This window comes from Micromonospora sp. NBC_01638 (genome assembly GCF_045209745.1).
Lineage (GTDB): Bacteria > Actinomycetota > Actinomycetes > Mycobacteriales > Micromonosporaceae > Micromonospora.
Window position 1 is genome coordinate 3,710,628 of record NZ_CP109273.1, and the last position, 12,169, is coordinate 3,722,796.

The window sequence follows — 12,169 nt, forward strand, 5'->3', positions numbered from 1 at the left end:
GCCTTCGGGTGGTCGTCCACAGGACCTCTGGTTGTCCACAGCTCCGTCGGCCGGGCTGGCGGGCGAGCCGGCCTCGGCCGGAGGCTGCCATCATGCGACCGCCATCCGCCACATGTTTCGGCTCGATCCGCCGTACCGTGCTGCTCTGCACCGCGTTCCCACTCGCACTGACCGTGCAGCTCTGCGGGCTGGCGGTGCTGGTCGCGGCGGTGCCCGGCCAATCCCCGACGCAGGCCGTGCCGGTAGCGGTGCTGGCGCCAGGCCCGGCGGGGGCCGGGCCGGGACGGTTCCGCTGGCCGGTCGACGGGCCGCCTCGTCCGGTACGCGGGTTCGATCCACCGCCCCAACCGTGGCTTCCCGGCCATCGGGGTGTCGACCTGGCCGCCCCGGCCGGAGCGGTGGTCCGCAGCGCCGGTTCGGGCACCGTGCTCTTCGCCGGTCTGGTGGCCGGCCGCCCGGTGATCACCGTGGGGCACGCCGACGGGCTGCGGACCACCCACGAGCCGGTCCAACCGGCCGTACGCCCCGGCCAGCCGGTCGCCGCCGGCGCGCCACTGGGCGAGCTGCTGCCCGGCCATCCGGGCTGCCCGGCCGACGCGTGCCTGCACTGGGGCCTGCGCCGGGGCACCGAATATCTGGACCCGCTGGCACTGCTTGGCCTCGGCCCGGTGCGACTGTTCCCAGTGGCGGGGCCGGTGCCGGTGGGACGAGTGGGCTCAGCGCTGGGCGAGCAGTGCCGGCAGCCGCACGGCCAACCGTTCGTACTCGTCGGCGGTGTTGTAGACCTGACCGGTCAGCCGCAGCCAACCCTGGCCGTTCCAGCCGATCACCGCCACCTCGGCGGCGAGCCGCGCACCGATCCGCGTCTGCAACGCCCGCGCCGCGTCGATGGTGGTGGCCGTGCCGGCCGGCAGCGGGATGAGACGCAGAGACACCCCCGGCCCGCCGGGGTCGGGCAGCTGGGTGGGAGGCACCCCCAGAGCGTCCCCCACCACCCGCTGGCCGTACGCGGCGAGCGCGGCGTTGTGCGCCCGCACCCGGTCCACGCCGAGACTGCGCATCGTGAACAGGCCCGCCGGGGCGGCCAACCAGGAGGTGTAGTCGAGAGTCGCCTGCCACTCGATCCGGGCCGGGAAACCCGACTCCTGTTCCCAGGAGACCACCAGCGGCTCGATCCGGTCCCGCCACTGCGGTGCCACCACCAGCAGGGCGGTGCCACGTGGGGCGTACGCCCACTTGTGCAGGTTGCCCGCCCAGAAGTCGGCGCCGACGCTGGCCACCGGGACGGGCAGCATGCCCGGCGCGTGCGCGGCGTCCACGAGGACCGGCACGCCGTGTTCGCGGGCGACCCCGACGATGGCGGCGGTCGGGAAGAGCTTGGCGGTGACCGAGGTGAGCTGATCGACGACGAGCAGCCGGGTCTGCCCGGGGCGCAGGCCGGTGCGGATGGTCTGCACGATCTGCTCGTCGGTCGCGTCCAGCGGGATCGGTAGGACCCGGCTGACCGCTCCGGTACGACGGCACTCCCGCTGAATGGCCAGGTTCACCGCCCCGTACCCATGGTCGGTGCTGAGCACCTCGTCGCCGGGTTGCAGGCCCATCGACTGAAGCACCACGGCGACACCGGTGGTGGTGTTACCCACCAGGGCGCTGCCGTCGGGGTCGGCGCCCAGGAACCCGGCGAGGTGCCGGCGGGTGTGCGCGATCCGGTCGACCAGCCCCTGGGTGAAGAACCGCAGGGGGTTGGCCTCCATCTCGTCGCGCAGCCGCTGCTGGGCTCGCTGCACCCCGATCGGGACCGCGCCGAACGAGCCGTGGTTGAGGTGGCTGACCGCCTGGTCCAGTGAGAAGAGCAGGCGGGCGCCCGGGATCGGCTCAGGGGGCTGCGGGACGCTCACCCGATGAGCGTAACCGCCGGGGTCCCCCGCCCTCCGGCCCTTGATCAGGCGCGCGGGTGGGCCTGACGGTAGGCGGCGCGCAGCCGCTCCACCGAGACGTGTGTGTAGATCTGTGTGCTGGCCAGCGACGAATGGCCCAGTAACTCCTGGACCGCACGCAGGTCCGCACCACCCTCCAGGAGGTGGGTGGCCGCGGAGTGGCGCAGACCGTGTGGGCTGGTCCGGGGCAGGCCAGCAGCCTCGGCGTACGCACCGACGATCTGACGCGCGGTCGTCGGGTTGAGCCGACCACCCCGGGCGCCGAGCAGCAGCGCGTCGCCGGAGCGGGCGCCCACCAGCGCCGGGCGGCCCCGGCGCAACCAGTCGTCCAGCGAGCACTGTGCGGGCACCCCGTACGGCACCGAGCGTTCCCGTCCGCCTTTGCCGAACACCCGGATCACCCGCCGGCCGTGGTCGACGTCGCCGACGTCCAACCCGCAGGCCTCGCTGACCCGTACGCCGGTGGCGTAGAGCAGTTCGAGCAGCACCCGGTCGCGCAGCGGCACCGCCTCGGCGTCCTCCGTCGCGTCCGGTGCCGGTTGGGTTGGTGGTGGGTCTGCGGGCGGTGGCTGCCGGGCCGGCGCCTCGACCAGAGCGGCTGCCTGGTCGGCGCGCAGAACGTTGGGCAGTTCCCGGTGCGCGCGAGGGCTGGCCAGCGCGGCACCCACGTCGGCGGAGAGCAGCCCGGCCCGGTGCGCCCAGGCGCTGAACGCCCGCGCCGACGCGGCCCGCCGGGCCAACGAGGTGCGGGCCGCACCGGTGGTGCGCTGCCGCGCCAGCCAGCTGCGCAGCACCGACAGGTCCAGGCCGGCCAGGTCGACGCAGCCCATCCGTACGGCGTGGTCGAGCAGGGAGACGAGATCGGTGACGTACGCGCGGACGGTGTGCTCCGACCGGTTACGAACCCGGGACAGGTGCTCGGCGAAGTCGTCGACCGCGTCGCGCAGCGCCGGCGGTAGTGCCTGGTGCATGGCCCGGGTGCCCCGGTCAGGACGGCTCATCGTGGCCGCGCCATTGTGCTGGCTGGTTCCTCGGCCCCGGTACCCGTCACTGACGGCTGACACGGCACCAGCCTACGGCCGGTCGGCGTACGCGAGTAGACACGATCGCCCCTTAGCGGCGGTTGTTCCTCTTGATCAGGAAGATGACCAGGCCGGCGATGAGCGCGGCGGACGTGACGAGACAGCACAGCGTGGCGATGTGCCACGGCTTGATTGCACCCATGACCGTGCACAGTAGCGGCATCCCCGGCTGGCCGGGGTCCCGAGCAGCTTCCATGTGCGTACCTGGGCGGGTCGCTCGATGTCCAGGACGGGGCGCGGGAGCGCGCGGACGGGCGGGGCTGTTCGTCCTCGTCGGCGGGGCGGGGGCGACGGTGCTCGGCGATGTACCGCTCGACGTCGGCCTTGAGCCAGATCGAACCGACAGTGAGGACGGCGTATGGGCGCGGGAAGGCGGGGTGTTGCTGGATCTGCCTGAACCGTGACCGTCCGACACCAAGCATGGCCAAGATCTCGCCTGCGGCGACGAGTTCGCCCGGTCCCTCACCCATGCCGACGAAGGTAGACCGGAGCGATCAGGTCAACATGAGCGCGCTTGAATTAGCGCGCCAACATTGACAGAGAGTGTCAATCGGGTTGGGATTAGTCACGCCCCCTCTCCGCTGGGCCTGAGCCCGCAGGAGGCGGGTGCCCAGTCGGACCGGACCCCCGGGACCTAGCCGACCTCTACTGGATGCCACCTGACCCGGTCGAGATGTACGGCCGGTTCCTGGGCTGGGTCCGCTCGCGGCGGTCGACCGGCACCGCAACGTAGGTCGCTTCCACTGGTTCTGCGCGGCGAGCCCCGGCCCCGATCCGGTCCGGGCATCCCCGAAGATGCAGGAGGCCGACCCGTTTGTTCGAGGCCGGCCTCCCGGATCGGCAAGGTCTGATTACTGGGCTTCCCAATATCGGCCGCAGCGCCTTCCAACGCGCGCCGATACATCGGCTTGCAGCCTCAGGCCGAGGCGGACGCCTCCATCGCCGCCGGGGGCGGCGTCTCCCGCTTCGGTTTGGCGGGCGGGGTGAGGGCGTAGCCGTCGTCGCGACGGACCACCATGGCCAGCTCCTCCAGTAGGGACAGCTTGCGCAGCGCGGTTCGCAGGTCGACACCGGCGCGGGCGGCGAGCCGGTCCACGCCCATCGCGCCCCGGCGGGGCAGCGCCTCCAGCAGCGACCGCGCGTCGTCGTCGAGCGCGTCGGCGGGCCGCTGTGGACCTCGCGCCAGCGGGGCCAGGTCAGCGCCGATGCGGCCCACCTCCTCGAGCACATGCGCCACCCCGGTGACCAGCCGGGCCTTGGCGGGGAACTCGCGGAGCAACTCGTGCGCGCCGACCGACATCGCCGAGGTCACCGGCCCCGGCACCACCATGGCCACCCGATTGGTGTAGATGGCTCGCCGAGCGGTCTGCGTCGCGCCGCTGCGCGCTGACGCCTCCACCACGACGGTGCCCAGGGTGCCTCCGGCGATCACCCGATTGCGGATCAGGAACCGGGGCCGCAGCGGCTCGGCACCGGGCGGCCACTCGCTGACCAGCAACCCGGTGTCGGCGATCCGGTCGAAGAGCGCGGCGTTGCCCATCGGGTACGGTCGGTCCAGCCCACAGGCGAGCACGGCAACGGTCAGGCCGCCCGCGTTCAGGGCACCCCGGTGGGCGGCAGCGTCGATGCCGAACGCGCCACCGGACACGATTGTCCAGTCCCGCTCGGCCAGCCCGTATCCCAGCTCGGTGGCGACGTGCTGGCCGTAGCCGGTGGCCGCCCGCGCCCCGACCACGGCCACCGAGCGCTCTAAAGCCTCGCCCAGCGGCCAGCTTCCGCGTACCCAGAAGCAGAGCGGTGGGGCGGTCTCACCGTCCACCCGGCGGGTGGCGTCCGGCAGTTGCAGCGTGGCCAGGCCAGCCACCCGGGCTGGCCACTCCTCGTCGTCCGGCGTGACCAGCCGGGCACCGAGCCGGTCCGCCCGGTCCAACGCCTCCGCCGCCACCGCCCGGGCGTCGCCGGCCGCCGACCGGGCGGCGACCGTGGTGTGCAGCCAGCCATCCGGGCTGCCGCCGTCGAGCAGCAGGTCCAGGGTCGCCACCGGGCCGAGTCGTTCGACCAGGTGGTGCACCGCGCGGGTGCCCGGCTCGGCCAGCCAGGTCAGGGCGACCCGGGCCAGTTTGCGTTCCTCGTCGGCGCTCACGTCGCCTCCCCCGTTCGTAGTTGGATCGCTTCCCGGACGTCGTTCAGGTCTGGCCGGTCCCGGCCGTCCAGATCAGCGATGGTCCAGGCCATCCGGATCACCCGATCGAAGCCGCGCGCCGACAGCGAGCCGGAGTCGAGCCGGCCCCGCAGCTCGGCGGTGACCCGGGCGGGCAGCCGCCACGGCGGTCGGCGCAGGTGCGGGCCGTCCACCTCGGCGTTGAGCCGCCGGCCGAGACCGGCCCAGCGGGTGGCCGCCGCCTGCCGGGCCGCCGCCACCCGGGCGGCGACCGTCGCCGAGGGCTCGGCCTCGCCGTCGGGTGCCATCAGCTCCGCCGCCCGCACCGGCATCAGCCGCACCTGCACGTCGATCCGGTCGAGCAGTGGCCCGGAGAGCCGGCCCAGGTAGCGGCGGCGGGCCAGCGGGGTGCACTCGCAGTGCGCGTCGCCGGCCGGCTTGGCACACGGGCACGGGTTGGCGGCCAGCACCAACTGGGTCCGGGCCGGGTAAACGGTGCCGCCCCCGCTGCGACTCAGCTGGATGCGGCCGTGCTCCAGTGGCTGGCGCAGCGCCTCCAACGCCCCCTTGGTGAATTCGGGGGCCTCATCCAGAAAGAGCACGCCGCGGTGCGCCAGCGACACCGCGCCCGGTCGGGCCAGCCCCGAGCCGCCACCGACCAGCGACGGCACGGTCGCGGTGTGGTGCGGCGCCTGGAACGGTGGGCGACGCAGCAGTTGACCGCCCGGCGGCAGCAGCCCGGCGACCGAGTGCAGGGCGGTCACCTCCAGCGCCGCGTCGTCGTCCAGCTCGGGAAGGATCGACGGCAGCCGTTCGGCGAGCATCGTCTTGCCGGCACCCGGCGGGCCGAGCAGTGCCACGTGGTGCCCGCCGGCCGCGGCGACCTCCAACGCGCGCCGGCCCATCTGCTGCCCGGCGACCTCGGCGAGATCCGGCCCACCGACCACCGGTGCCGGGGTGGCGGCCGGCGGCTCGATCAGCGGGGTGCCGTCGCGAACGAAGGCGACCAGCCGGTGCAGGGTGTCCACCGCGCGCACCCGTACCCCGGGGATGACCGCGGCCTCGGCGGCGTTGCCGACCGGGACGATCACCCGCGCGACGCCGGCCTGGGCTGCGGCGGCGACCATCGGGAGCACGCCCCGGACCGGCCGGACCGTCCCGTCCAGCCCCAACTCGCCGAGGACCACCACACCGTCCAGGGGGAGCAGCGGCAGCTCACCCGAACCGCCCAGCAGCGCTGCGGCGATGGCCAGGTCGAAGGCCGAGCCGAACTTCGGCAGCGTGGCGGGCAGCAGGTTGAGAGTGATCCGCCGGTTGGGCCAGCGCTGGCCGGAGTTGACCACGGCGGCGCGGACGCGGTCGCGGGCCTCGTGCAGGGCGGTGTCCGGCAGACCGGAGATCACCACCGCCGGTAGGCCGGCGGCCAGGTCGGCCTCCACCTCGACCAGGTGGCCGGTGACCCCGACCAGGCCCACGCAGAGCACCTTCGCGTAGCTCATGGCGCGTCACCGACCCTTCCGAGTGCACATTCAGAACGCGCCCTTGAGGTGGTCGACCTGCGCCGGCCCCGCGTCGGGCAGCCACACCGACAGCACGTCGAAACGCACCTCCTCGGCGGTCGTGCCGGTCTCGGTCAGCCACCGCGCGGCGAGCCCACGCAGCCGACGGGCCTTGGCCGGTACGACAGCCTCGGCCGGTGTGCCGAAGTCATCGCTCCGGCGGGTCTTCACTTCGCAAAAGGCGAGCACCGGCCCGTCCCACGCGATGATGTCGATCTCCCCGGCCGAGCAGCGCCAGTTTCGGGCGATCGGGCGCAGCCCTGCCTCGGTCAGGTGCCGGGCGGCGCACCGCTCGCCGTACGCGCCAACCGCCTGATTCCGCTTCGTCATGGCCGGCACGGTGCCCGTCGTCGCACCAGCACCGCGACCCCGGCGACCCCCCACCTGTGGACAACGGGCGTGCTGTGGACAACCAGACGATCAAGCTCGCGCTGTGCTAACGGCGCCGGTGCTGGCGATCCACCCGGGCGTTGAGCCGTCGGCTCCCACCGGCCCGGCGAGCTGCCGCTACCCGCACTGCGCGTCGCCCGACGGCTTTGGCGGGGTCTCCTCGTAGCGCTGCGCCTGGTTGCCGACCAGCCGGTACGCCTTCACCCGGTCGCGCGCCCAACTCAGCTCCGTGTACTCGTCTGGCCGGCAGCGCTCGCACGATCCGTACACGTCGTGCTCTGAGATGGTGGCCCGCTGCTTGTTTAGCGTCCGGTTGCTGGGCCAACGGGGCACGGGTGAACTCCCGACACCCAGGTTCACCACGCCAGAGCGCCCCGCCCGCCGATCTGCAGTTCCGGTCGCCGAGATGCGTGGAATGCCCCCTAAGTCGAGGCAGAAAGTGCAAGATCGCGAGAAAGGGGCGGCCCGGCCCCGTCGATCATGGGGTTGTGGTGCCTGATCTTGGCCTCGGCGGGGTGTCGCGCACCCGGGCCACCGAGATCACGAACCACGCCAACTTTCCGGCACCGATCGACACGGTTGCCAGCGGCAAGGTGCGAGTTTGGGACCGCGCGGCAGTGCAGGCGTGGATCAAGGTTCACCGGCCGCACCAAGCGCGCGACGAGACCTGGCCCGGGTAGCCACCGTGCGTCGGTGCCGGCGTTCGCTGCCGGAGTCGAGCCGACCGCGCCACTCGGTCGGGAACTCGGGCAGGCAGCCACCCTCATGCCGGGGCCGGGGTGGTGAACAACGGCGGTCGGCGGTGCTGAAATGGCGCGGGCGCAGCCGGTCGCATACGGTGCCTGACGTGGACGGACGACGGAGCTTTCCGGAAGATCAGGAGTCTCGCTGGTATCCCGACGAGCGGGGCCGCGGTTACGGCGAGTCGGAGTGGCGTGGCGCGGGCGACCCGCGGTACATGGACGGGGAGATCCCCGAGCAGCGTGGCGCCGACGAGGGCCGTTCCGTCGAGGACACCGGCGTTGGCCGACGCCGGGAGCCGGACTCCGGCCGCTTCGGCGCGGTCGACGCGGGTCGCTTCGGTGGTACGCCCGAGTCTGACTCCGGGCGCCTGAGCGCGGTGGACGCGGGTCGCTTCGGTGCGCCCGAGTCGGACTCCAGTCGCTTCAGCGCCCTGGACGCCCAGCCCGGCCGGTTCGGTGCGAGCGAGGTCGACTCGGGACGGTTCGGCGCGGTGGATCCCTTGAGTGACGCCCGGCCGGAGGTCGACGGTTACCGGGCGACGCGTTCGCGGCGGGCGGACCGGGACCCGTCGGAGATTTCCGGTGAGCTGCCCGGACGCCGGGCCGCCCGGGAGTCGACCGGGACGGATTCCCCGCTGACCACTGGCGCGTCGGAGGCCACCCGCGACGCCTCGCTGGCGGCCGACCCGCCGGCTGGCGTGCTCGCCGACCAGACCCGGCCCGCCGTGCTCGGCGGATATCCGATCATCGAGCCGACCCGAGGCGGTGGCGAGATGCCGCACCCGCTGGAGATGCCGACCGGCCCGATGCCGGGTATCGGCCCGCGCATGGACCCGCCCGCGATGGAGCCGACGGTGTACCCACCGGCCGCCGACGGCGTCTACCGGACCCGTCGACCTGTGTTGGCCGTACTCTTCGCCCTGCTGGTGTTGATCTTCGAGGTCCCCGCGCTGCGGGTGCTGCTGGCCGGCGCGACCGGCGATCCGGTGGACGCCGGGAACGTGGTGGTGGGCATTGCGTTGGTCGCTGGTCTGCCGATCGTCGCGACCGGGCTGTATGGGCTACGAACCGGCGGTTTGGCGCTTTCCGACGGCGGACGGGGCTGGCTGCGCCCACCGACGGCCTACCTGACCGTCGGTCTGGTGCTCTTCCTCGCCGCCGCGTTCGCCGCAGGCTGATCCGCCGCGCCGCCGCCCCCCGCCCGCCGCGGGCCGCGCCTTGACGCGCACCGCCGCACCCCGGGGCAGCTGAACGGGGGAGGGGCGTACACTGGCCAACTGGCGACCGCCTTGCGCGGTCGACCTCGCGCGCCCTCTTCACGAATCGTCGTGGAGCGACGGCCTCCCTGGTCCCGATCTTGATCGGGTCCACCATGGGCCGGCGATCAGGCGCCAGGACGCCCGGCCACCGGCCGGGCGTGACAACCAGGGACCTTGAGGAGTACCCCAACCATGGCCGTCGTGACCATGCGTCAGCTGCTGGAGAGCGGTGTCCACTTCGGGCACCAGACCCGGCGCTGGAACCCGAAGATGAAGCGCTTCATCATGACCGAGCGCAACGGCATCTACATCATCGACCTGCGCCAGACCCTCGAATACATCGAGAAGGCGTACGAGTTCGTGCGTGGGACCGTCGCCGAGGGTGGCAGCATCCTGTTCGTCGGCACCAAGAAGCAGGCCCAGGAGGCGATTGCCGAGCAGGCGACCCGGGTCGGCCAGCCGTACGTCAACCACCGCTGGCTCGGTGGCATGCTGACCAACTTCCAGACGGTGTACAAGCGGCTCCAGCGGATGAAGGAGCTGGAGGGCCTGGGTGACCTCAGCGGCACCGCCGCCGGTTACACCAAGAAGGAGACCCTGCAGCTCTCCCGCGAGAAGATCAAGCTGACCCGCACCCTCGGTGGTCTGCGGGACATGCAGAAGCTTCCCGCCGCGGTCTGGATCGTCGACACCAAGAAGGAGCACATCGCCGTCGACGAGGCCCGCAAGCTGGGCATCCCGGTGATCGCGGTGCTGGACACCAACTGTGACCCGGACGAGGTCGACTTCCCGATCCCGGGTAACGACGACGCGATCCGGTCGGCCGAGCTGCTGACCAAGGTCGTCGCGGCCGCCGTCGCGGATGGTCTGATCGCGCGTTCGGGCCGTCGTCGTGGCAACGACGAGAAGCCCGAGGGTGTCGCGAGCGACGAGCCGCTGACCGAGTGGGAGCGTGAGCTGCTCGAGCCGAAGAAGGCCGACGAGCCCGCTGCCCCGGCCGAGCAGCCTGCCGCTGTCGCCGCCGAGCAGCCCGCCGCTGCCGCCGAGCAGCCCGCCGCCCCGGAGCAGCCGGCGCAGGTCGCCACCGAGCAGCCGGCGACCGCTACCGCGGAGTGATTGCACCGTCGCTGCCCCGCCGTTCGTTTTTTCGAGCGGGGGGCAGCGGCGGTACTCTGGGCACGTTTCGCCCGGATCCGGGTAACCGGCACCTCTGACCATCCACACGCCGTCTCAACATCGAAGAGAGAGCCATGTCCCAAATCACCGCCGCGGACGTCAAGAAGCTCCGCGACCTCACCGGCGCCGGCATGATGGACAGCAAGAAGGCGCTGACCGAGGCCGAGGGCGACTTCGACAAGGCCATCGAGATCCTGCGCGTCAAGGGCGCCAAGGACGTCGGCAAGCGGGCCGGTCGTACGGCGGCCAACGGCCTGGTTGCCCACTCCGGCAAGGCGCTGCTCGAGCTCAACTGCGAGACCGACTTCGTCGCCAAGACCGAGTCCTTCATCGCGCTGGGCCAGCAACTGGTCGAGCACGGCGAGCGTTCCGGCGTGAACACCGCCGAGGAGCTGCTCGTCACCGAGCTCGACGGCAAGGTCGTCGCGGAACTGATCCAGGAGCAGTCCGCCAAGATCGGCGAGAAGCTGGTGCTCAACCGGTTCGCCAAGGTCGAGGGCACCACCGCCGTCTACCTGCACCGCAAGGCCCAGGACCTTCCGCCGGCCGTTGGTGTGCTGGTGTCGTACACCGGCAAGACCGACGAGGCGGGCGACGCCGACGCCCGTGGTGTGGCCATGCAGATCGCCGCGATGCGGCCGAAGTACCTCACCCGGGATGAGGTTCCGGCTGAGGTCGTCGAGTCCGAGCGGCGTATCGCCGAGCAGACCGCCCGCGAGGAGAACAAGCCCGAGGCGGCCCTGCCGAAGATCATCGAGGGTCGGGTGAACTCCTTCTTCAAGGACTACGTCCTGATCGAGCAGTCGTCCGTGTCCGACAACAAGAAGTCGGTGAAGCAGCTGCTGGCCGAGGCCGGCATCGAGGTCACCCGCTTCGTGCGGTTCGAGGTCGGCCAGGCCTGAGTCGCCACCGGGCGCCGCGGGCGCCCGTGGGCAGGAGACTTCGATGAGGAGGCCGCCGGTGTACGTAACAGGCACCGCGGCCTCCTCGTCACATAGGGTCGGCAGCGGCAGGTTCGCGGTACGCGCCGCACGGGGCGTGCGCGTGGGGAAGGGCGGGGCGGATGACGCAGGTTGTGAGTGACCGGACGCTGGCGATGGACGATCCGACGGCACCGCCGCTGGGGCGGGCCCGGCGAGTGGTCCTGAAGCTCTCCGGTGAAGTGTTCGGTGGCGGCGCGATCGGCGTCGACCCGGACGTCGTCCAGGCCATCGCCCGGCAGATCGCCACCGTGGTCCGCCGCGGCGTGCAGGTCTCCGTCGTGGTCGGCGGCGGCAACTTCTTCCGCGGCGCGGAGCTGCAGAAGCGCGGAATGGACCGGGCCCGCGCCGACTACATGGGCATGCTCGGCACCGTGATGAACTGCCTCGCACTTCAGGACTTCCTGGAGAAGGAAGGCATCGAGACCCGGGTGCAGAGCGCCATCACCATGGCTCAGGTCGCCGAACCGTACATTCCGCTGCGGGCGATCCGGCACCTGGAGAAGGGCCGTGTGGTCATCTTCGGCGCCGGCGCCGGCATGCCGTACTTCTCCACCGACACGGTGGCCGCCCAGCGGGCTCTGGAGATCCGTGCCGACGTGGTGCTGATGAGCAAGAACGGCGTGGACGGCGTCTACACCGCCGACCCCCGGATCGACCCCACCGCCAGCAAGCTCGACTCGATCACCTTCTCCGAGGCGCTGCGCCGCAACCTGCGGGTGGCAGACGCGGCGGCATTTAGCCTCTGCATGGAGAACGGCCTGCCGATGCTGGTCTTCGGTGCGCAGGGTGACGACACCATCATTCGCGCGGTGGTTGGCGACAAGATCGGCACCCTGATCACCGCCTGAGTCCCGCCCACGGCGACGACAGCGGTGGTCT

Annotated in this window: 10 protein-coding genes and 1 pseudogene; 5 read left to right on the forward strand and 6 right to left on the reverse strand. The window is 72.2% G+C overall.

The annotated features are described in order from the left end of the window. Positions 1-92: 92 nt before the first annotated feature. Positions 93-692, forward strand: a pseudogene (locus OG811_RS17585) (murein hydrolase activator EnvC family protein); the annotation flags it as partial. A gap of 24 nt (positions 693-716) precedes the next feature. Here OG811_RS17585 and OG811_RS17590 read toward each other — a convergent pair. The 6 genes from OG811_RS17590 to OG811_RS17615 form a co-directional block, all read right to left on the reverse strand. Beyond that, complete coding sequence (locus OG811_RS17590; protein WP_406067150.1) at positions 717-1,898, reverse strand: aminotransferase class V-fold PLP-dependent enzyme; 1,182 nt, start codon at positions 1,896-1,898, stop codon at positions 717-719. 44 nt (positions 1,899-1,942) lie between these two features. Continuing rightward, positions 1,943-2,938, reverse strand: coding sequence for a tyrosine recombinase XerC (locus tag OG811_RS17595; protein WP_406067152.1), 996 nt, complete (start codon positions 2,936-2,938; stop codon positions 1,943-1,945). A gap of 997 nt (positions 2,939-3,935) precedes the next feature. After that, entirely contained in the window at positions 3,936-5,162 is a 1,227-nt protein-coding gene (gene dprA, locus OG811_RS17600) for a DNA-processing protein DprA (RefSeq protein ID WP_406067154.1), read from the reverse strand. Further along, positions 5,159-6,679, reverse strand: a complete 1,521-nt coding sequence (locus OG811_RS17605; protein WP_406067155.1) for a YifB family Mg chelatase-like AAA ATPase — start codon at positions 6,677-6,679, stop codon at positions 5,159-5,161. Before OG811_RS17605 ends, dprA begins: the two co-directional genes overlap by 4 nt. A gap of 30 nt (positions 6,680-6,709) precedes the next feature. Continuing rightward, positions 6,710-7,069: a YraN family protein gene (locus OG811_RS17610; protein WP_406067156.1), complete on the reverse strand. Its 360-nt coding sequence runs from the start codon at positions 7,067-7,069 to the stop codon at positions 6,710-6,712. A 177-nt stretch (positions 7,070-7,246) separates the two neighbouring features. Beyond that, complete coding sequence (locus OG811_RS17615; protein WP_406067157.1) at positions 7,247-7,462, reverse strand: hypothetical protein; 216 nt, start codon at positions 7,460-7,462, stop codon at positions 7,247-7,249. A 514-nt stretch (positions 7,463-7,976) separates the two neighbouring features. Here OG811_RS17615 and OG811_RS17620 point away from each other — a divergent pair. The 4 genes from OG811_RS17620 (at position 7,977) to pyrH (ending at position 12,138) form a co-directional block, all read left to right on the forward strand. After that, entirely contained in the window at positions 7,977-9,050 is a 1,074-nt protein-coding gene (locus tag OG811_RS17620) for a hypothetical protein (protein WP_406067159.1), read from the forward strand. A 273-nt stretch (positions 9,051-9,323) separates the two neighbouring features. Continuing rightward, entirely contained in the window at positions 9,324-10,247 is a 924-nt protein-coding gene (gene rpsB / locus OG811_RS17625) for a 30S ribosomal protein S2 (RefSeq protein ID WP_406067161.1), read from the forward strand. Between the two features lie 134 nt (positions 10,248-10,381). Beyond that, complete coding sequence (tsf, locus tag OG811_RS17630; protein WP_406067163.1) at positions 10,382-11,209, forward strand: translation elongation factor Ts; 828 nt, start codon at positions 10,382-10,384, stop codon at positions 11,207-11,209. A gap of 161 nt (positions 11,210-11,370) precedes the next feature. After that, positions 11,371-12,138: a UMP kinase gene (gene pyrH, locus OG811_RS17635; RefSeq protein WP_406067165.1), complete on the forward strand. Its 768-nt coding sequence runs from the start codon at positions 11,371-11,373 to the stop codon at positions 12,136-12,138. Positions 12,139-12,169 lie beyond the last annotated feature (31 nt).

What these genes read in the sequence shown, in the direction of transcription:
- OG811_RS17595 (WP_406067152.1), bottom strand. Translation starts at nt 2,938, where the DNA reads ATGAGCCGTCCTGACCGGGGCACCCGGGCCATGCACCAGGCACTACCG.
- OG811_RS17605 (WP_406067155.1), bottom strand. Translation starts at nt 6,679, where the DNA reads ATGAGCTACGCGAAGGTGCTCTGCGTGGGCCTGGTCGGGGTCACCGGC.
- OG811_RS17610 (WP_406067156.1), bottom strand. Translation starts at nt 7,069, where the DNA reads ATGACGAAGCGGAATCAGGCGGTTGGCGCGTACGGCGAGCGGTGCGCC.
- rpsB (WP_406067161.1), top strand. Translation starts at nt 9,324, where the DNA reads ATGGCCGTCGTGACCATGCGTCAGCTGCTGGAGAGCGGTGTCCACTTC.
- tsf (WP_406067163.1), top strand. Translation starts at nt 10,382, where the DNA reads ATGTCCCAAATCACCGCCGCGGACGTCAAGAAGCTCCGCGACCTCACC.
- pyrH (WP_406067165.1), top strand. Translation starts at nt 11,371, where the DNA reads ATGACGCAGGTTGTGAGTGACCGGACGCTGGCGATGGACGATCCGACG.